This window comes from Chitinophaga jiangningensis (genome assembly GCF_900142605.1).
GTDB classification, from domain to species: Bacteria; Bacteroidota; Bacteroidia; order Chitinophagales; family Chitinophagaceae; genus Chitinophaga; species Chitinophaga jiangningensis.
In genome coordinates this window covers 65,487-86,946 of the sequence record NZ_FRBL01000003.1, presented here as the reverse complement: position 1 = coordinate 86,946, position 21,460 = coordinate 65,487, and the positions used below count along the sequence as shown (strand labels likewise).

Here is a 21,460-nt window from a genome sequence, read left to right as displayed (position 1 = left end):
GCTTCCAGTTGCAGCTTTGCACTGTTCAGCACATCCTTACATGCATTAATTTTACAGATTAGCTGGTATTATTTATCTGAGATTACATAGTACAAAAAGCTAAGGCAAACCAGGCATTGACAATGATCTTTACAAGTAAACGTAACCGATTGCATTTTTTTATTCAAAGAAATTTAATTTTCTTTGATCCATAAGCTGAATTATTATGGCGGAAGACCGTGAAGTAACGATATACGACATTGCGAAATACCTGAACATTTCGGCAGCTACGGTGAGCAGGGGGTTGAAAAACAATCCCATGATCAGCAAGCAAACCCGCAAAAAGATCACGGATGCCGCCACTATGCTGGGCTATCAGTCTAACACCTTTGCCAGCAGCCTGCGCAGCCGGCAAACGCTTACACTGGGTGTACTGGTACCGCGACTCAACAGTCATTTCATGTCGTCTGTGCTCGCGGGCATGGAAAATGCCGCCAACCTCCACGGCTATAATCTCATTATTGCGCAGTCCCTTGAAGACGTAGATAAGGAAAAGCGCAACGTGTTGACCATGTACAATAAAAGAGTAGATGGCCTGCTCATCTCCCTCTCAGCCAACGCGGTGGATATTCAGCACCTGGAGCCGTTTTTTAAAAAGCAAATCCCGGTTGTGTTCTTTGACCGCGTACATCCGCATGCCGACAGCACCTCCGTTGGAATCGACAACTACGAAGCTGCTTACAAAATTACCACGCACCTGATTTCACAGGGTTGCAAGCGCATCATGCACCTGGGAGGCAACCTGTTGCGTAACGTATATACAGACCGTTTTAAGGGCTATAAAAAGGCCCTGAAAGACCATCGCCTTTTGTTCGTTGAATCGTTGCACCTGGTCAGTAACCTGTCGGAACAGGCAGGCACAGAAGCTGCCAGATACATCCTGGACCTGCCTGCGGCCGAACGCCCGGACGCCGTATTTTCCGCCAACGATACCGCCGCTGTATACTGCATGCTGGCCCTTAAAGCCGCTGGCCTCCGTATCCCGGAAGATATCGCCTTCGCAGGGTTCAACAACGACCCTATCAGCAAAGTGATTGAACCGAACCTCACCACCATGAACTATTCCGGTGAAGCCATCGGTAATACCGCAGCCACCTACCTGATCAACCACCTGAAAGGCAGTACTGATCTGTATGCAACCAATGCCATCACCCTCCGTGCCGACCTCGTTATCAGAGCTTCTTCTCTGAAAAAGGATGCCGCCGGGTAAATTTTTTTGTAAAATAAACGCAACCGATTGCGTAAAAATATTTTAAATTAGCGCAAATCCACGTTATGAACAGCAGCGCCGCCAGTCTTTTTTCACGCAGAGCCAGCAAAGCGATCTTGTTTCTCGCAAAGCAGCATAAGGGGCATAAGCAGCAAAGACCTGCATTTTGTTTGGAGGAGTTTATTAGCAGACCGAAGGTCTGCTACAGGTTCTAAATCGGTCCACCGAAGGCGGACAGATTTAGAACCTCACCAACAAAACACAAGCCTTAGCTGCTTACCTGCTTTGCTGCTTTGCGTGAAAAAAAGACAAAACACACTTCGCTGCGCGCTAAAAATCCTCGCTCATTTCGCGAGAAAAAAAAGACGACATGAAAAGATTCCCGTTATTATTACTACTCCTGTTGCCATCACTATTTGCCTTTTCAGAAAACGGCTATGACCTCTGGCTCCGGTACAAGAAAGTAGCAAACAACAGCCTCCTGCAGGCCTACCGCCAACAACTCAACAGCATCCTCGCCAGCGGCAACTCCCCCACCATGGACATCGTGCGGAAGGAACTGCAAACAGGACTCAACGGACTACTGGCTACCACGGTGGCTCAGCGAACCACACCGCAACCCGGCACCCTCATCGCCGGCACGCCGCAAAACGAACCGCTCCTCCGCAACGCCGCTATCACCGGACAATTAAAAAAAGCAGGCAACGAAGGATTCATCATTACTACCACTACCATCAATAATATACCCACCACCGTTATTGCTGCTAACACAGACATAGGCGTACTATATGGCACCTTCCATTTATTACGCTTACTCCAAACGGAACAACCCATCACCAAACTTAATATCGTTTCCGCACCACGTATCCGGCTGCGCATGCTTAACCACTGGGATAACCTCGACAGAACCGTTGAAAGAGGCTACGCCGGTTTCTCCATCTGGAACTGGCACACCCTGCCTGACTATATAGATCCCCGTTATATTGATTACGCAAGGGCCAACGCCAGCATTGGCATCAACGCCACCGTACTCACAAACGTAAACGCTAACGCCACCGTACTCACCAAACCTTATCTCGAAAAAGTAAAGGCACTTGCGGATGTTTTCCGGCCCTATGGCATACGCGTATTCCTCACCGCCCGCTTCAGCGCACCAATGGAAACAGGCGGACTCAAAACCGCTGATCCACTGGACCCCGCCGTTCAACAATGGTGGCAACAGAAAGTAAAAGAAATCTACCAATATATACCCGACTTCGGCGGCTTTCTCGTGAAAGCCAACAGCGAAGGACAACCCGGACCACAGGATTACCACCGTACCCATGCCGATGGTGCCAACATGCTCGCGGATGCCGTAGCACCGTTTAAAGGCATCGTTATATGGCGCGCATTTGTGTATAGCCACACCAACCCGTTGGACCGCCATACACAGGCCTACGACGAATTCACTCCGCTCGATGGTGAGTTTAGAAAAAATGTAATGCTGCAGGTAAAAAACGGACCTATCGACTTCATGCCGCGGGAACCCTTCCATCCGCTGTTTGGCGCAATGCCTAAAACACCGCTAATGATGGAATTCCAGGTAACACAGGAATACCTGGGTCAGGCTACCAACCTCGTATACCTGGCACCGTTATTTAAGGAAGTATTGGAAAGCAATACCGGTAACGACTATACGGTGGCGCAGGTGATAGATGGCACTGCCCGCCACGACTCCCTCACCGGCATCGCCGGTGTAGCCAACATCGGCAATGATATCAACTGGTGCGGCCACCCCTTCGCGCAGGCCAACTGGTACGCCCTCGGCCGCCTTGCCTGGGACCATGAACTCAGCAGCGCCAGCATCGCTAACGAGTGGCTGCGCATGACCTTCACCAACAACCAGCACTTTGTAGATACCGCTGCAGCAATGATGTTGCAGAGTCGCGATATATACGTACAATTTACTAATCCGCTGGGCCTACACCACATCATGGGCACCGGTCATCACTACGGCCCTGCACCCTGGGTAAACGACCAGCGACGCCCGGAATGGAATCCCGTATACTATCACAAGGCCGACTCCATAGGCGTTGGCTTCGACCGCACCACCACCGGCAGCAATGCCCTGGCACAATACCAGCCAAAGGCCAGGCAGCAATGGGAAGACTTACAAACCTGCCCGGATGCTTACCTCCTCTGGTTCCATCATGTTCCCTGGAATTACAAAATGCGCAGTGGCCGTAGCCTCTGGAATGAGCTCTGCTACCAGTACTACACCGGTGCGGCACGCACCGCTGCCCTGCAACAAACCTGGAATAAACTGCAGGCTTATGTGGATCAACAACGCTTCCATGAAGTGGCCATGCTGCTGGGCATTGAACACAAGGAAGCCATCTGGTGGCGCAATGCATGCCTGCTCTACTTCCAAACGTTCAGTCGCCAGCCCATTCCAGCGCGTTACGAACAACCTTCCACCTCACTGGAATATTATAAAAGTCTTAGGTTCCCTTTTGCACCGGGCATTTAAAAACTGATTTATACCGCTGCCTACAGACGGTGGCAACAGCATCGGATTCTGATTCCAATAATATCTCACCATGAAAAAAGAACTCTTAATACCCACCCTCCTCCTGATGAGCAGCCTGGTATCAGCCCAGGTAAAACTCCCGCAGCTGCTGCGCGACAGCATGATCCTGCAACGTGATCAGCCGGTGAAACTTTGGGGTACCGCCGCCGCCAACGAAAAGATCAACATTCAATTCAAAGGCAAAACTTATCGCACCAAGGCGGATGCCAACGGTAAATGGCAGCAACAACTGCCCCCAACAGCAGCTGGAGGGCCTTACCAGATCGATATTACAGCCAGCAACAACATCCGGCTCCGGGATGTACTTTTCGGAGATGTATGGTTTTGCAGCGGCCAGTCCAACATGGTACATCAGCTTAACGTACATGATGTAACTTACGCGGATGAAATTGCAACGGCTAACAATCCGGAGATCAGGCAATTCCTTGTACCTAATGCCGCCAACCTGTTTGGTCCGCAATCAGACCTGAACGGCGGGTCCTGGAAATCGGCCACCAGCAATGATATCCGCCAGTTCTCCGCAGTGGCCTACTTCTTTGCTAAGCAATTGTATGCGCAGTATAAAATACCTATCGGCATCATCAACGCCAGCGTAGGTGGCACACCGGTAGATGCCTGGACGAGTGAGGCAGGCCTTGCCGGCTTCCCGGCACAGGTGGCCACTATTGCCGGTAACAAGGATACGAGCCGGCAGGTAAAACCCATGCCTCCTGCGCCGCCGCCACCGGATGCAGGCATGGCAACGCCCACCTGGTTTAGTACCAGCTATCAGCCGGAAAACTGGCGCACAATCAATATTCCCGGCTATTGGGAAGATCAGGGCCTGCGAAATTTAGATGGAGTAGTCTGGTATTCCAGGGAGATAGCAATCCCGCAAAGCATGGCTGGCAAGTCAGCGAAAGTTTTTCTCGGTCGCATCACCGATGCGGACGAACTCTATATCAATGGGGTAAAAATCGGCAACACCACCTATCAATACCCGCAACGCCGCTATACCGTACCTGCCAACGTGCTGAAACCCGGCCTCAATCGCTTTGTGGTACGCGTCACCAACTACAGCGGCAAAGGTGGTTTTGTACCGGATAAGCCTTACTGCATTTTTTCCGGCACTGATACGGTGGACCTGAAAGGCTACTGGCAATATAAAGTAGGCGCCGTTTTCCCGCCACCAGCACCGGATGCACCTAAGCCGCCCATGCAGGCTATCATGCAGCCTACGGCACTCTTTAATGCGATGGTAGCACCTGAAATCAATTACGCAATCAAAGGCATCTGCTGGTACCAGGGAGAAGCAGATACCTTCCACCCTAACGACTATACGAAATTATTATCCGCACTTATATACGACTGGCGCAAGCAGTGGCAGCGGCCTGATTTGCCTTTCCTGTACGTACAGCTACCGGGCTTCATGGACTACAACTACCTGCCATCAGAAAGCAACTGGGCAGCGTTGAGGGAAGCGCAGCGGAAAACATTATCCGTACCTAATACCGCCATGGCGGTGGCCATTGACTTAGGCGAGTGGAACGACATACATCCCGACAATAAAAAAGAAGTAGGAGATCGCCTCGCGCTGGCAGCCAGGAAACTGGTGTACAAAGAAAATATTATTGCATCAGGACCGCTGTATCTGTCGGCCGAAGCAGCAGGGAATAAAATCACCCTTAGCTTTAGCGATACCGGTACAGGCCTCGCGACCACAGATGCGGGCGCACCGGCAACATTTGAAATAGCGGGTGCCGACAAAAAATTTGTATGGGCCGAAGCAAAAATTGAAGGCGATAAAGTGGTGGTATGGAGCAACAATGTTGCATCGCCGGTGTACGTAAGGTACGCCTGGTCCGACAACCCGGTGAACCCTAATCTCATCAACAGTGCTAAACTACCCGCCTCACCGTTTCAGGCGGGCGTAAAATAATTCCGCAGCCGGTAGCCATTGGTTACCGGCTCTTTTCCATTTGCTTCACTGCTTTCCAGCCTTCCGGCGTGATACCCATAATTTCCGTTACCATACCTGTTGTAGCATAAGTATCAAAAAATGCCATCCGCGCAATAGGATGATCCACTTCGCTGATCACGGCATAGCCCAGCTGCCTCAGATTATCCGTCACCTGCTCAAATCCGCTGATCGGGAGCCGGAATGCCAGGTGCTGTGTACCTCCCAGCGGATATTTTTCCAGGTAATCATGAAACATGCTTTGCCCCGATAACGGCTGCACCAGCTCCACAAAAACACCGCCATTATGCGTTTGCGTGGTCAGCCATTCTGCGGCCACCACCTTGCCTTTATAGCTCATGTCCAGGTCCTGCGCACGCATCAGCTGCGGCTCAGGAAAGCCCGCCACGCCCAGGGCCTGACTGAGAAATTTCACGGCTGCATGAATGTCCGGCACTACCCAGCCTATCTGCGCTAATTCCAGTTCTTTGATGGTATCCTGTAGATTACTCATAACTGTTATTTTATGCGGTAAAGTTAAGTAGGCTGGACTTGTAATTACCTGTGCAATCACGCCAATATGAAGGTGAATTGCGACGGTTACATAAAAATTCAGTATTATCGCAATCCCTGGAAATTTTTGTGATTATGGAACTCATAGAAATAAGAAAAGCTAATATCGCGGATATCGCTGCCCTGGCTAAACTGGCCAGGAACACCTTCTTTGAAACCTTCGCTGCCAGCAACAGCGAGGCGGACATGCAGCAATACCTGGAGGAACACTTCAACGAAGCTACCGTTCACAACGAAGTCAGCAATCCCGATTCCCTCTTTTATATGGCGTGGGAAAACGATGTACCGGTGGGCTACCTGAAACTCAATACCGGCAATGCACAAACGGAGTTAAAATCTCCCGAAACAATCGAAATAGAACGCATATACGTTTTACATGCCTGGCACGGTAAGAAGGTAGGGCAACTACTCTATGAAAAAGCTATAGAGATAGCGCGTGCGTTGCAAAAGCACCGTATATGGCTGGGGGTATGGGAGGAAAACCCACGCGCCATCCGGTTCTACGAAAAAAATGGGTTCGTCACTTTCGATAAGCATACATTCATACTCGGCAAGGAAGTACAAACCGACCTGATGATGCATAAAACCATTGAGTAGCATCCAGGCACAAACCTGTTTTAACATTACTATAACATTTCTATCTTTAACTTTTCAGCGTAATCATTGTCAGATTTCATTGCCGGCGGTTCACCTGTATCAGCAGCACATCCACGGATATGACATTTTCTACTTGATCTTGTTTTTCATTGATTCAATTTCATTTAGCATGACAAACATTTTAAAATTTAGTACAACAACCGAAATGGGGCAGGCACTCCCCGAACCTACAAACAAGCGCAACAACAATTCTAACAGCAGCTACCCTTTTCCAACGCTGCATCCACCACCAGTTAACTAATACCTGCTCTGTTACAGGATAATTTGAAATACGGATCGTATTTCAACGGGATAGTTATGCCCTTACTATTTGTATTTATTTACTCAAACACAGCTTAATCATTTATCATCAGTATTGCTATGTCAGCGTATTTTTACTCTATGAGGATTTGCATGCTTGCATGCCTGTTATTTGTTATTGCATCCACTACCAGCGCGCAAAAAGGGAAGTCGGCCCTGACGGTGCGACTCATCAACCTGGAATCCACCACCAAAGACCCATTCCGCTACAATGCCACGCTCAGTAACGGCAGCGGACAAACGAAAGTCTATGAACTACATGCGCAACTACCCGAAGGGTGGAATGCCTCCTTTCGCGCAGAAGGCAGCCTGGTGGCCGGCCTGCGGATGGACTCCGGCCGCACGCAGGACCTGTCCATAGAAATCACTACATCTCCCCAAACAAAACCTGGGAAATACACCATACCGGTGACTGCGGTTTCCTATAACGACACCCTGCGCGCCGAGCTGCAGGCGGTGGTAAAAGGCAGCTACGGACTGGAACTGACCACGCCTACAGGCCGACTCAGCGATGATGTGACCGAAGGCAGAAAAAAACAAATCACCTTAACCATCAGAAATACCGGGTCGCTCCCACTCAATTCGCTGGAACTGCAAACACAGGCCCCTACCGGATGGAGCGCCACCTTTGAACCTTCCAGCATACAGCGCCTGGACCCTGGTCAGTCGCAGGATGTTACCGCTACGCTTAGCGTGCCCGATAAAACCATTGCGGGCGATTACGTCACCAACTTCACCGCCAGAAACAACGATGCCACCAGCACCGCCACCTTCCGCATGACGGTAAAAACCTCGCTGCTCTCCGGCTGGATTGGTGTACTGGTGATATTATTGTCGCTCGGCATTATCTATTACCTGATTCGTAAATACGGCAGAAGATAAGGCTTATGGAAAATCCCATTATTCAACTGGATGGATTGACCAAAATTTATGGTAAAGTAAAGGCGGTGGACAATCTGCATCTCCGCATCAACAAAGGGGAAATCTTCGGATTGCTGGGCCCTAATGGAGCCGGCAAAACCACCACCATCCTCATGATGCTGGGCCTCTCCGATCCCGATGCAGGGCAGGCTACCGTTTGCGGCATCAATGCCACACGCAATCCCATAGCGGTGAAACGGAAGGTGGGCTATATGCCCGACAATGCAGGATTTTACGATAACCTCACGGCGCTGGAAAATCTGCTGTACATCGGCCGGCTCAATGGCATTGCGGAACAGGATATCAAAGCAAGGGCACAGGAAACTATGCAACTGGTGGGCCTCAGCGATGCGTTGCACAAAAAAACATCCGCCTATTCCCGTGGTATGAAACAGCGCCTTGGCCTGGCGGACCTGCTCATCAGAGATCCGGAAGTCATGATCCTGGATGAGCCTACGCTGGGGATAGACCCCAGTGGTATCAGGGACTTCCTGGAACTGATTCACCACCTGAGCCGGCAGCAGGGACTCACCGTGCTCCTCTCCTCCCACCATCTCCACCACGTGCAGCAAATATGCGACCGTGTAGGCATCTTCGTGGAAGGCAGGCTGCTCATGCAGGGAGATATTGATACGCTGTCCGGTGAACTGTTTGGAAAGGAATCATTTGAAGTAGCCGTTACCGTTAGGGAAGAGATTCCCCGGGAAGGGAGGCTGATAGCCGCCTTACAGGGAATGAACAGCGTAGTGGGCGTACAGGTAAACGGGCAGACGATGGATATTACCTGCAGTACCGACATTACCCCGGAGCTGGTGCGTTTCTTTGTACAACAGGGATTAAACATAACCGGTGTGCAGCGTAAAGCCTATGGCCTGGATGAAATTTACCAGCGATTTTTTGAAAACAATCCTAAAAAAGTAAGTGCCTGATGTCTGTATTCATCGATAAATTATTTTCCGTGCCGGAGTCGCCAACACCTTTCCGGACCATGGTGCGCAAAGAGGTGGGTGATCATATCCGCAGCTGGCGGTTCATCACCATGCTGTTGCTGATTGTGCTAACCTTTGTGGGCGCCATGTACATTTCGTTGGCCAACATCCGCAAGGTGGTGATGGAAGTAAATGATCCGGATCACTTGTACGTATACCTGAAATTGCTGACCACTGCCGGTAATGCCATGCCGGCCTTTCATATTTTCATCAGCTTTCTGGGGCCGCTGCTGGGCATTGCGCTGGGTTTTGATGCGGTCAACTCGGAGCAAAACAGCGGTACGCTGATGCGGCTGCTGGCACAGCCTGTGTATCGTGACAATATTTTGCTGGCGAAATTTTATGCGGCCTTGCTCGTAGTAAGCACCCTGTTTTTAAGCCTGGTGCTGCTCATGATCGGCGGCGGACTACTGATTACCGGTGCCCCAGTGGAGGCAACGGAACTGCTGCGCATCCTGGCGTTTGTGGCCATCAGCGTGATTTACGTGGGGTTCTGGTTAAGTTTAGCCATATGCCTGTCCGTTAAGTTCCGGCACGCCGCTACATCGGCCCTCACTGCCATTGGCATCTGGTTATTCTTCACCGTGTTTTACCAGATGATTGTGAACATGGTGATGGCAGCTATCCTGCCTGATCCTGCATACCTGGATCCGCAGCAGGTGAATGCGTTCAATAACCTGATTCTTTCCCTGATGCGGGTGGCGCCCAGTCAGCTGTATACGGATGCTGCCACTACCCTGCTGATGCCGAGTATACGGAGCTTAGGCCCCCTGTCCATGGAACAGATGGCCGGTGCGATACCTGCCCCGCTTTCCTTTATGGATAGCCTGATGATTGTATGGCCGCAGGTAACGGGACTGATAGCCGCCACGATGGCTTGTTTCGCGCTAACCTATTATCTCTTTATGAGAAAAGAAATCAGGCATTAAAAATACCGGGCACCTGCCAAATTACGGCAGCATACTCCCACTACCTGGAAGCATACACTAAAAATAAAACCTCCCGGACTGCGTAATACTGTCCGGGAGGCCCTTATATCTCTCTAAAAAAAATTAAATTTTTGTAGCCAGGTAATTGTAACGGTCAATCCGCTCAAACGCCCAGTTGGCCAGCTCACTGAGCTTATCATTCACGGTATTGTCATTGTCATAGCGCTCAAAAATTACGCGCAGATTCGGATATTGACTAATGAACTGTCGCGCCCCTTCCAGCACCTCCGTTTCCATTCCTTCCACGTCCAGTTTTACAATAATATGTTGATCAGTTTGCAGGCCCATTTCAGGCAGCAGATCGTCCAGGCGGAAGATGGGAATATTCCCTTCTGCGGCGCTGTTACGGTCTACATAACTGGAACCGGTAACCGTAGCCATGATATTGAAATTCACTTTTTCCTGTTTGCTGCCAAGTCCGCAGGCGTATAGTTTCACTTTATCACTCATACCATTGAGGCGGAGGTTTTCTTCTATTGCTTTAAAATTCACCGGCTCAAAGGCTATACAGTGCACGCCCTGCGCTGCCAGCCATACATCGTATTCACCAATGCAGGCGCCGATGTCAATGAAGGTATCCAGTTTTTTTGCGGCTACCTGGTTGCGCAGGTAATCGCGTACCTGGCGCTCGTATGCATAGTTGATAAACTGAAAATCCGTTGTACCTCTACGGATTCTGAAGCGTCCCATGGCGGAAGTAGCCTGCCATTCCTGCTGACTGGGTTTATTCACCAGTACCATTTTTAGTGATGCACCCAATGACCTCCAGTCACCATAGCGCACATACTCTCCGAAATAGCTCAGGTATTGCTTGTATTTTGAAATATTCTTCCAGGACGGGTAGTAAGCTTCATCTTTCATATTGGGGATAATTTATCTGTCAAGATAAATACAAAAAAACAGAAAATGAAAGGAAAATGCAGGGAGTGCGCGCTAACCTTGATAACTATACGAAAATAAATTACTGCCAATGAGCAACTTAACTCCTTCATCGAAAACTAACAGCGTCATCGTGTTACTGCAGCTGTTGCAGCACTTTTTTACCATGGCCATTGTCAGGATTGAGGTCAATTGAGCGCTGGTACATTTTGATAGCGGCGGTTTTGTCGCCACTTCTCAGCAGGGCTTCCCCGTAGCTGTCGTAAGCATTCCAGCTATTGGGGTACAGGTCTGCCACCAGCTTAAATATTGCCAGTGCTTCTTTTTGCTGGCGGGTAGCCATCAGGCGGTAGCCCCAGTCGTTCAGGTCATTTTCGTTGGGGGTAAACAGCGGGTTGCTTTTCTTTTTTTCCTGGTAGATGTCAAATGCGTGCTGGTAGCCTTTTTCGTCCAGGGCCATGCGTAAGGTGGTGATGGGGTCGCTTGCGGGGATAGCCGGATTGAAATACCCGGCCAGCTCGTCTATAAAATCCTCCGGGTAGGCGCCGGCGAGGTTGGTCAGCACCACCACGGCCATATTATCTTCCGGATATATGAAAAACGCAGCACGTCCGCCACCGGAGGCCGTCACTGCGCGATGCGCCGGACGGGGTTTGGTCACCCATCCTAACGCCCACTGCGTAGGTGCGCCATTGTTATACTTCCCTGCGGTCCAGAGGGTATCCTTAAATTTTTTGTCAGCAAGTAATTTTCCACCCTGTAATGCAATTAACCAGTGGGCAATATCCCCTGCGGTACTTTTGAGTCCGGAGGCGGTACGGCGGAAAAAAGGAAAATCTTCGAAGTTGCGGGTTAACTTTTCCTGTGGCAATGGCTCACCATAGAGCTGGTCTACATAACGGTAGGTTTCTGCCGATGTGGGAATCACATCATAGGAATCCCCGAATAAAGTACGCTGCATGCCTGCCGGCACAAACTGGTGGGCTTTGAAATCTTCCGTGAAGGGCATACCACGCAGCTGATCAATGATTTTACCCAGCAAGGCATAGTTGGTTTGGTTATAGCTGTACTGCTCCCCGGTTTTAAACGACATAGGCGCTGCTTTTACCAGTTCCCAGGCTCTTTGTTCACTTAAATTTGCACCGGGCGTAAGCACCCGCAAAATATCCGGCAGGCCCGATACATGGGTTAACAGTTGCCGGATGGTTACGGGCTGCCAGGCCACCGGTAAACTATCAATATAGGCAGATACAGGTGCATTCAGGTCCAGCAGGCCCTTTTCCACCAGTTGCACCGCTGCTACGCCTGTAAAAGCTTTGGTACAGGAATTAATGGAAAATACGGTGCGGTCCTGCACGCGCACACTATCCTCCACATTGGCATATCCATATGATCGCAGGAATACTACTTTCCCATCTTTCACTACGGCTGCCTGCAAGCCAGGTATCCGCAGCTGTTGCATTTTACGGCGTAAAAATGCGTCAGCGGAATTTGTTTGCGCCATGGTGGCGGTGGTGATGCAGTTGATCAGCAGTACATAGAGGACTTTTGTGAGTGTCATGCATTATAGACAAATGCGGGGAGGGAAAGTTGCATTACTGTTGCCAGAAAGTGTTTACCAGATGCTTCATCACACCGGTGTATGATTGCAGAAACGGCAGCTGGGTGTAACTGGTAAACTGATCGTGTGTAGTATGGAAGCCCATGTAAAACAGCCAGAAGCCCAATCCCAGGTAGGGCACTGCGATTAGCTCCGTATCGGTTAGCGGTCGTATTTCCCGGTAGGCGTCCAGGAACAGCTGGTAGGCTTCGTCGGCAGCGGCCTGCGTTTGGCGGCGGTTTAACACATCCAGTTGCAGGTGCATCCAGAAGGTCATCACATCATTTACCAGCCAGCCCTCGCCCAGGAAATCGAAATCAAAGAAGGTAACTTTATCGCCCTCGAAATGGAAGTTCTTAGGAAGAAAATCAAAATGGCAATAGCCGGTGCTTACTTCGTGTATACTTACCTGTGATAGGTAACCGGCAGCAGTAACAGCGGCCTGCTGTAACCAGGCGTAACTTTCAGTATCATCGGCAAAAGGCGCTTCCAGGCGTTTCAGGGGTTCAAACAGCGTCGTTTCCAGGTCGTACTTCCACCGGGCGCCATTCGGCTTATACGCAGCTGCTACCTCATGTACGCGTGCCATCTCCCTGCCTAAACTCCGTAGTTGTGCCGGACTTAAAAGTTTCACTACTTTCCCGGGTGCATAGGTAAATAAGGCCATATGCCGGATGCCTTCTATGGCCATTTCGGCGTGTATGCTCCGCCTGGTGCCGGGCCCTGCCACCAGGTGGGAAACCGATACGCCTTTTGCATGCAGCTGTTCCAGGAAGAACACTTCTTCAGAAATCTGTTCCAAACTCCTGTGACTGTTCCGGTACACTCTTAAAATGTACTTCTCCTTATTCGTTTCCACCAGGTAAGTATCGTGCACACCGCGCACCAGTAATTTGCAGGTAACCTGCTTAAATTGATATTCCTTAGTAATAAAATCAGCTAATGCAGCAGGGCTCAGGGTAGAGTAAGTAGCAGGAAAGTACATGTTGCTATATTTGGGTGGACAATGCTGAAACAGGGCAACAAATCTACTACTTTCTCCGTATAACCGTTTGCTTTAGTAAAGAAGCCTGCAGATAATGCAGGCTTCCATTTTAAATGTATTACACGTGATCTATCCGCAAACCCACCCGTAGCGGCTTTTCCTGCACGGCATACGTAAATGCCTGCTGTGCCTCTGCGAGCTCAAACTCTTTTTCTATCGCCTGCTCAAAAGGATAGCGTTGCCAGTTGTTTTCAAGGAAGGTCATGGCATAATTGAAATCTTCGAAGTTATAGTTGTGCAAACCTTTGATGGTAATCAGCCGGCGTATAATCGATTCCGGGTTGATCTGTAAAGGACGTGTGTTAAACACGGCGCCGATCCATACCGCAGTACCCCCCACGGCCAGGTGCGCCAGGCCCAGTTCCATGGCCTCCGGAGAGCCGCTCATATCAAACACTACATCAATACCCTTGCGTGGAAAGTCCTGCAGCTGCTTCGTGATCAAAGCCGCATCCGAGGCCAGGTTCATCACTTTATCGGCACCAAATTGCGTAGCAGTGGCGAGTCGCCCCGGAGCAATATCCGCCCCGATCACCATGGCTGCACCAGCGCTTTTACACATAGCCGCACAGGTAATGCCGAGATGCCCCATACCGGTGATGAGTATATTTTTATCCTGCAGATCACCGGCCATGCGCAAGGCACCAGCTACCGTGGCCGTAGAGCAATTCAGCGTGGCTGCCACGGCCAAAGGTATACCTGCCGGCAGCTTCAGCACGGTAGTGTGCTCCCGTAAAATGCAAAATTGCCCCATGCCTCCATGAAAAATCTCTTCGCCTGCGGCAAGGGCATGGCCGTATTTAAAAAGCTGTTCTGCTTTTTGAGGCATACCATGGCGACTATACCACGACTCCGGCTCGCTGGAAAAGATAGTCCACGTGATCAAATCCCCTGTTGACAACGGATTTCCGCGCATATCCACGCCTGGGTGGCCCGGACCCAGCTCTACAATCTCCCCTACTATTTCATGGCCCAGCACCGTAGGAGATAACTCTTTTCTGACACCACAAAAAGTATGGAGATCACTACCACAAATAGTAGTATACCTGTTTTTTACCAGCAGCTCCCCGTACTTTAAGCTGCGTACTTCATAGGTTTCCTGCCTGAAATCCTTTCCGGCAGCTTCAAATAATACAACACGCCCTTGCCTGTGCATCTTTTTTTCGTAAAGGTAAATAGATAAATTCCTTATTGGGAAATATTTTTTCCTGTGGAGAAATTTTTAAAACGTAATTGCATTATAACTATTTATGCTTTTAAAGACATAACGATTATTTAAACCAGGAATAAATAAATTTACTAAAGGGAAATATATTTTCGCATTAAGAAATTATATTTACACCCGGAAAGGGCGAAAACAACCTTCGTAAACAGAAGGCTATTTCCTGAAGATTATGAATAATAACAGTGAACAACTACACAACCGGCTACAATGGAAAATGCTCCTGCTGACCATGTTTTGCTACCTGTTTTTTTATACAGGCCGGCACAACTTCGGATGGGCAGCAAAAGAGTTGTCACAAGCCCTGCAGGTATCCTATGAGAAAATCGGATGGGTAAGCTTCGCCATGCTGATCGGGTACGCCCTAGGTCAACTCATTAACGGCAACCTGGCGGACAGATGCAGCCCTAAACACATGATCACCGCCGGTGGTCTGTTGTCCGCCGCCGCCAATATTATGATCAGCTTCTCGGATTCATTTACCATGATTCTTCTGCTCTGGACATTCAACGGCTACTTCCAGTCTATGGCCTGGGCCTCCGGCAGCAGGATCATCGCCAACTGGTGGCCTCCACGCCAGCGTGGCCTTGCCTATGGCATGTACACCATGGCCGCCGGCACCTCCTCCATCATTACATATCTTTGCTCTATCCTGCTGGTGCAGGATAGCTGGCGAAACCTTTTTCGTATACCCGTGCTGTTTATGGCAGGCGCCTGCATTATCTTCTTCCTGCTGGTAAAAAATAAACCTGATCAGGCAACTGATACAGGAATGGCTGAAGCACCGAAGGGCAATTGGAAACAGTCCTACCTCATAGCATTGGCGAATAAACGATTTCTCATCGTATGCCTGTCCATCGGCTTCCAGAGTATGGCCCGGTACGGACTCGTATTCTGGATTCCACTTTACTTCCTCAGCAAATCCAATACAGACGTATGGATCTCGCTGTTGCTTCCCATAGGCATGGCTACCGGCGCTATCTCTTTCGGTTTTATTTCCGACCGGCTTTTCAGGTCCGACAGCATCCGCTCCATCGCGCTAGGCATGAGCTTGTGTGCCACCGTGTCCTTTGCACTATTTCTTTTTCCCATGCATCAGCCCTTCCTCATAGGACTGTTTGTATTCCTGGCGGGATTCTTCGCCTACGGCCCGCAGGCCAACTTCTGGCCACTATCTCCTGCACTCCTGGGGCAGGCGCATGTAGGTACCGGCACGGGCATCATGAACATGTGTGCCTATCTCTTTGCAGCGCTGGGTGAACCCTTAATGGGAAAGCTCATCGACCATACCGGCAACAAAGGAATTATTTTCCTGGCAGTAGCCATTATCGCACTGCTCAGCGCCGTAACGATACTGCTTACGCGACTCGTAAAAATTACTCTTCACACGGAAACACCGCCTATTCAAACACTGGAAACTATAAATTCATGATTCGATTAATTGTATTTGATATGGCCGGCACCACGGTCAATGAAGATAATGTGGTATATAAAACCGTTCGCGATGCAGTAAATGCACGTGGCTTCGACTTTACCCTCGACGAAGTGCTGGCTGTTGGCGCCGGCAAAGAAAAATTACAGGCAATCAGATCAGTGCTCGCACTCCGCAACGTGGCAGATGAAAAGCTGGCACAGGAAATATTTGCAGACTTTAATCAACTGCTGGATAATGCATACGCCACACTGAATGTAACGGAACAACCACAAGCCGCTGAGCTCTTCAAAGCCCTGCACAGCAAAGGTATACAGGTAGCACTCAACACCGGCTACAGCCGGCAGGTGGCCGAAATGCTCGTACAAAAAATTGGCTGGAAAATAGGAACAGATATCGACACCCTCGTTACCGCTTCCGACGTCCCTAACAACCGCCCACACCCGGATATGGTCCTTTACGCAATGCAACAGTTAGGCATACACGACGCTAAAGAAGTAGTAAAAGTTGGCGATTCCGGCATAGATATCGAAGAAGGCAAAAACAGCGGGTGCGCCCTGAGCATCGGCATCACCACCGGCGCACAAACATATGAGCAGTTATCAGATGCACATCCTGATTATGTAATCGACCAGCTCATGGAACTACTCGACGTACTCGACCACGTAAACCAGTAATAAAATTTTCCCGTATGAAACTGCGCAAACTTGCAGCAGTAGCCATTTTGTCGCTACTCGCTTTTAATTCCCATGCACAAAAAGCGGAACGTGTACTAATCCTCGGCCTCGATGGCTTCAGCACCGCCGGCTTTAAAACCGCTAAACATCCGCATATCGACACCCTGTTTAGCAGCGGCGTACTGTCCATCACCACCCGGCCGGTGATGCCCTCCGTTACCCTTCCTAACTGGACCAGTCACCTCACCGGCTCCGGCCCGGAGGAACACGGCGTTACCGCTAACGACTGGACCGTCAGCAAACACTCCCTGGAGCCACTTGCAAAGGATGCAGCAGGCTACTACCCATCGGTATTCCAGCTGCTGAAAGAAAATGTAAGGGACGTGAAAACCGCGTTTTACTACAACTGGGCGGAACTGATTAATGCCTTTAATCCGCAATATCTCGATGAGGTATCGTTCGAGGCCAACGATGCCTACACCGACAATTACAACAAAGCCCTCGCCTTCATGAAAGCCAACAGAAAACAGCCTACCCTGGTGTTTCTGTATAGTGTGCATACGGATCATGCGGGCCACAAAAATGAGTGGATGTCCGCTCCGTACATTCAGGCAATTGAAGCCGCGGATTCTGCCATCGGCAATCTGCTCGCACGCATGCAGGCGGAAGGACTCGACAAAGGCACACATTTTTTGCTCATCACCGATCATGGTGGTAAAGGCCACGGCCATGGCGGGGTAAGTATGGATGAAATGCAGGTCCCATGGGCCATTACAGGGCCGCAGATTAAGCAGGCAGGCCTGGTGAATATCTATAACAGCAATAAAAATACTTCGCAGGTTATCGCAAAAATTTTTGGGATTAAAACGTTGCCGGAATTTTGGACCGGTGTTGTACCAGCGGGAGTTTTTAAAAAATAGTAGCTGGCTGGAAGTGCGCCGGCGGCCACTCCCAGCCAGCATTACCATGCACCGCAGGTGCAGGACAATGCTGGCCTAACCTAATTATCTTTTCTAACTACATACACAAAAATAAACCCTGCATTTCCATGCAGGGTAATTTCGTTTAGTCATGTATGTTATAGAGAGATATTAACTTACCGAAGCAGCACTTTCCAGTTCCCGCTTCGCCACCACCTTAGCACGTGCCGTTAACCACTTACGGAGCGGTTCATCATAAAAGCGCAGGGACACATATCCCAGTGCTATTGCTGCCACTACCACACCGGCAGCCACCAGGTACATTTCCGCAGGACCAGGTTTGCGGGCAGTCAGGTAGTTACCAAACAACCATACCATCCAGATGTGCGTCATGTACAGCGGGTACGACAAGCGGCCCGTAAACACACAAAAGCTCCGCACCCAGCCAGTGGCAGTTGTGCCGGCACCCAGTGCCAGCAGGAAGGGAAACACCAGCATCACCAGGATCATTTCTATGATCCAGTCGTTATTAAAATGCGGGAACATAAATACACCTATCAACGTAGCACCCAGCAGGAGAAAATTAATTCGGTTGCATATCATCAGATTAAACCGGTATACCGTTAAGCCAGCAAGGAAGGAAAAAAATACACGGGCAAATCCATCTGTAAAGGTGGGGCCGTCCCAGCCGGTAATAATCCAGCCACGGTGCCTTGCCACCAGGGCTATCCAAACAGCACTTACGCCCAACATCACCAGCAGCCAGCGTTTTGGAGTGCGTAGCAATACCAGGGCATAAAAGATGTTAATGATATACTCCATCAACAACGACCACACCGGCGTGTTATAAGGAAACAAACCGTTGCCCCTGCCAGGCAGCCAGGGAAACGGCAATACCAGTAATGAACATACGAAGGCCAGCACGATTTTAAAATAACCTGCTTCTGCCACGGAAGCTGCGCCAATATAAGGATCCAGCAGGTATCCCGCTACACCCAGCACGCTTCCAAGTATAACCATCGGATGTAACCGGATCAGGCGATTGCGGAAAAATGTTTTGAGTCCCAGCTGAAGGGCACGTTCATCGTATGCATAGCCGATTACAAACCCAGATAAACAAAAGAAGAAATCCACCGCCAGGTAACCATGGCCGATAGGGCTTTTCGTATAGTCGGGCACCATAAATTCATACAGGTGAAATACTACAATCGACAGGGCGGCAATACCCCGTAATCCATCCAGCACTTCGTAGTGCTGCCGGGATTTTAAAATATCTTTTTCCATAACGTGAATAGCTATTCACGTAATATAAAAATCAGCCGCAGCATTCAAAAGCCGGCGGCAAGATTCGCACAGGATTGGTTAAAAACATATTGCAATTCCGGATGATCACCGCTTCCTTATCGCAAATAACCTATATTAGTGCCAATTCATATGGACGCATTAACATTTTTACAGGGAGGTGGAGAGATGGGCGCCCTCACCCGCGCTTACGACTGGAACAATCACCCGCTTGGCTCCCCTGATACATGGCCCCAAAGCCTGCTCACAACTGTTAGTATTATTCTGAACTCCCGGTTCCCCATGTTCTTGTGGTGGGGTTCGGATCACTACCAGTTTTATAACGACGCTTACCGCCCCAGCATGGGCGCAGAAGGCAAGCACCCAACTGCCTTAGGGCAAAAAGGAGCTGATTGCTGGCCGGAAATATGGGCTATCATTCACCCGCTGATGCAACAGGTACTGGATGGCGGCGAATCTACCTGGCAGGAAGATTCACTGATTCCGATTTACCGGAATGGTCAACTCGAAGATGTATACTGGACCTTCAGCTACAGCGCCGTTCGCGGTGATACCGGCCATGTGGCAGGCATACTGGTGGTATGCTCCGAAACTACACGCAGCGTACAAAGCTTTCAGCAATTACAACATTCAGAACAACGCTTTCGTAACCTGATCCGCCAGGCTACCATCGGCATTGCAGTGCTCACGGGGCCGGAGATGCATATAACGATCGTCAACGATGCGTACGGCCGCCTGATTGGCCGCACCGTAGAGGAATTGCAGGATCAGTCCCTCCTGGAAATTATCCCGGATATTCCCCTTATATTCCAACAGCAACTCGAAAGAGTTCGTACTACCGGCGAACCCTCCTTCCTGTATCAACAGCATTTTGAAGTCATGAGCAAGGGCAGGAAAATTGGTGGCTATGTAAATGTAAATTATGAACCTTACAGAGATGCTGATGGCACCATTATAGGTGTTATGGCCCTCTGCCAGGATGTAACCAGCCAGGTAGTTAATTCCAGCAAATTAGCCGAGATGAAACTGGCCAATGCTTCCTATGCACAGCGACTGGAAATAGCGCTGGAAGCGGCGCAGCTCGGGTCGTTTGAATTCGACCTGCATACCGGTGAAGTAATTTGTAATGAGCAATGCCGTATTCATTTGGGCCTGCCGCCGGCGAATAAATACTATCAGTGGGAAATGGCGGAGATACTCGATCAGGCCGACCGGGCCGAGAAAGCCGCCGCCTGGCAAAAGGCCGTTATGGAAAAAGATATCTACAGCGCGGAATACCAGGTAAAGCAACCTGATGGCAGCATACGGTATGTGATCACTTCCGGCAACACCATGTGCGATGAAGCAGGGCAGCCTGCAAAGATGGTGGGTGTTACTATCGACATTACCGAGCAAAAACTGTTTACGCAACGGCTGTCCACGCTGGTAAGCGAGCGCACCGCTGAACTGCAGCGCTCCAACGATGACCTGCTGCAATTTGCCCATATCACCAGCCACGACCTCAAAGAACCCGTGCGCAAGGTGAAGGTATGGTCGTCCCGCCTGCAGGAAGACACTACCAGCCACCTCTCCGATAACGGCAGGTTCTATCTGCAGAAAGTGCAATCCGCCACCGACCGTATTCAGCTGATGATTGACGGTATTCTCGCCTATTCCTCTGCCAGCGCCTCCGAGCAGGCAATTACGGAGGTAGACCTGAACCAGGTCATACGGCATATCCGGGAGGATATGGAGATACTGATCCACGACAAACACGCTACCATCCATACCAGTCCCCTGCCAGTGATCCAGGGCGCTGCCATCCTGCTGTACCAGGTGTTTTATAACCTGGTCTATAATTCGCTGAAATTCTCAAAAAAGGATACCCCACCAGTCATTACCATTGAGGCGGTGGAAAAAACGGAGCAGGAAAAAAAATGGCTATCTGTTACTGTAACCGATAACGGTATTGGCTTTGAGCCCGAATACAACACAAAAATATTTATAGCATTTGCCAGGTTGAATTCCAAGGATGCTTATGAAGGCACAGGACTGGGCCTCGCACTATGTCAGCGTGTGGTACGCCGCCATGGCGGAAGCATTACAGCATCCGGCATGCCGGGCAAGGGTGCTGCCTTTCACCTGCTGCTCCCTGTTACGCAGGACAACAACAAGCTCCAACACCTTTAATTTTTACAGAGAGATTTGAGTAGCACCCGGC

At 50.0% G+C, this 21,460-nt stretch carries 17 protein-coding genes; 11 read left to right on the top strand and 6 right to left on the bottom strand.

What is annotated here, in order from left to right; genetic code table 11:
- Positions 1–205: 205 nt before the first annotated feature.
- From BUB18_RS07955 to BUB18_RS07945, 3 genes are all read left to right on the top strand, one after another.
- On the top strand, positions 206–1,249 hold the full coding sequence (locus BUB18_RS07955) for a LacI family DNA-binding transcriptional regulator (protein WP_073079720.1): 1,044 nt from the start codon (positions 206–208) through the stop codon (positions 1,247–1,249).
- Between the two features lie 370 nt (positions 1,250–1,619).
- On the top strand, positions 1,620–3,758 hold the full coding sequence (locus BUB18_RS07950) for an alpha-glucuronidase family glycosyl hydrolase (protein WP_073079719.1): 2,139 nt from the start codon (positions 1,620–1,622) through the stop codon (positions 3,756–3,758).
- 70 nt (positions 3,759–3,828) lie between these two features.
- On the top strand, positions 3,829–5,736 hold the full coding sequence (locus tag BUB18_RS07945) for a sialate O-acetylesterase (protein WP_073079717.1): 1,908 nt from the start codon (positions 3,829–3,831) through the stop codon (positions 5,734–5,736).
- 22 nt (positions 5,737–5,758) lie between these two features.
- On the opposite strand, the gene BUB18_RS07940 is transcribed toward BUB18_RS07945, so the two are convergent.
- On the bottom strand, positions 5,759–6,268 hold the full coding sequence (locus BUB18_RS07940) for a VOC family protein (RefSeq protein WP_073079715.1): 510 nt from the start codon (positions 6,266–6,268) through the stop codon (positions 5,759–5,761).
- A 134-nt stretch (positions 6,269–6,402) separates the two neighbouring features.
- Here BUB18_RS07940 and BUB18_RS07935 point away from each other — a divergent pair, with 134 nt between their 5' ends.
- The 4 genes from BUB18_RS07935 to BUB18_RS07920 all read left to right on the top strand — a co-directional run bounded on the left by BUB18_RS07935 (position 6,403) and on the right by BUB18_RS07920 (position 10,123).
- Positions 6,403–6,924 (top strand): GNAT family N-acetyltransferase, encoded by a 522-nt coding sequence (locus BUB18_RS07935; RefSeq protein ID WP_073079714.1) that lies wholly within the window; start codon positions 6,403–6,405, stop codon positions 6,922–6,924.
- 453 nt (positions 6,925–7,377) lie between these two features.
- Positions 7,378–8,166, top strand: coding sequence for a COG1470 family protein (locus BUB18_RS07930; protein WP_245805627.1), 789 nt, complete (start codon positions 7,378–7,380; stop codon positions 8,164–8,166).
- 5 nt (positions 8,167–8,171) lie between these two features.
- Positions 8,172–9,134, top strand: coding sequence for an ABC transporter ATP-binding protein (locus tag BUB18_RS07925; protein ID WP_073079710.1), 963 nt, complete (start codon positions 8,172–8,174; stop codon positions 9,132–9,134).
- Positions 9,134–10,123 carry an ABC transporter permease gene (locus BUB18_RS07920; protein WP_073079709.1) on the top strand — a complete coding sequence of 330 codons (990 nt, stop codon included), beginning with the start codon at positions 9,134–9,136 and terminating at the stop codon, positions 10,121–10,123. Before BUB18_RS07925 ends, BUB18_RS07920 begins: the two co-directional genes overlap by 1 nt.
- Before the next feature lie 123 nt (positions 10,124–10,246).
- Here BUB18_RS07920 and BUB18_RS07915 read toward each other — a convergent pair whose 3' ends face one another.
- From BUB18_RS07915 to BUB18_RS07900, 4 genes are all read right to left on the bottom strand, one after another.
- Positions 10,247–11,044 (bottom strand): FkbM family methyltransferase, encoded by a 798-nt coding sequence (locus BUB18_RS07915; protein ID WP_073079707.1) that lies wholly within the window; start codon positions 11,042–11,044, stop codon positions 10,247–10,249.
- A 154-nt stretch (positions 11,045–11,198) separates the two neighbouring features.
- The gene (locus tag BUB18_RS07910) at positions 11,199–12,623 is read right to left on the bottom strand and encodes a serine hydrolase (RefSeq protein WP_083549562.1); all 1,425 of its coding nucleotides are present in this window, start codon (positions 12,621–12,623) and stop codon (positions 11,199–11,201) included.
- A 34-nt stretch (positions 12,624–12,657) separates the two neighbouring features.
- A complete protein-coding gene (locus tag BUB18_RS07905; protein WP_073079705.1) occupies positions 12,658–13,647 on the bottom strand; it encodes a phosphotransferase enzyme family protein in 990 nt (329 codons plus the stop codon).
- Between the two features lie 118 nt (positions 13,648–13,765).
- Positions 13,766–14,863, bottom strand: a complete 1,098-nt coding sequence (locus BUB18_RS07900) for a zinc-binding dehydrogenase (protein ID WP_073079702.1) — start codon at positions 14,861–14,863, stop codon at positions 13,766–13,768.
- A gap of 238 nt (positions 14,864–15,101) precedes the next feature.
- Here BUB18_RS07900 and BUB18_RS07895 point away from each other — a divergent pair, with 238 nt between their 5' ends.
- The 3 genes from BUB18_RS07895 to BUB18_RS07885 are packed head-to-tail and all read left to right on the top strand — an operon-like array spanning position 15,102 to position 17,958.
- Positions 15,102–16,361, top strand: coding sequence for an MFS transporter (locus BUB18_RS07895; protein ID WP_218588011.1), 1,260 nt, complete (start codon positions 15,102–15,104; stop codon positions 16,359–16,361).
- Positions 16,358–17,038, top strand: a complete 681-nt coding sequence (locus BUB18_RS07890) for a phosphonatase-like hydrolase (protein WP_073079701.1) — start codon at positions 16,358–16,360, stop codon at positions 17,036–17,038. The genes BUB18_RS07895 and BUB18_RS07890 overlap by 4 nt, the downstream gene beginning before the upstream one ends.
- 14 nt (positions 17,039–17,052) lie before the next feature.
- Positions 17,053–17,958 (top strand): alkaline phosphatase family protein, encoded by a 906-nt coding sequence (locus tag BUB18_RS07885; protein ID WP_073079699.1) that lies wholly within the window; start codon positions 17,053–17,055, stop codon positions 17,956–17,958.
- Positions 17,959–18,129: 171 nt separating this feature from the next.
- Here BUB18_RS07885 and BUB18_RS07880 read toward each other — a convergent pair whose 3' ends face one another.
- Positions 18,130–19,242 (bottom strand): acyltransferase family protein, encoded by a 1,113-nt coding sequence (locus BUB18_RS07880; protein ID WP_073079697.1) that lies wholly within the window; start codon positions 19,240–19,242, stop codon positions 18,130–18,132.
- Between the two features lie 150 nt (positions 19,243–19,392).
- Here BUB18_RS07880 and BUB18_RS07875 point away from each other — a divergent pair, with 150 nt between their 5' ends.
- Positions 19,393–21,429, top strand: coding sequence for a PAS domain-containing sensor histidine kinase (locus BUB18_RS07875; protein ID WP_073079695.1), 2,037 nt, complete (start codon positions 19,393–19,395; stop codon positions 21,427–21,429).
- The last annotated feature ends 31 nt before the right edge of the window (positions 21,430–21,460 follow it).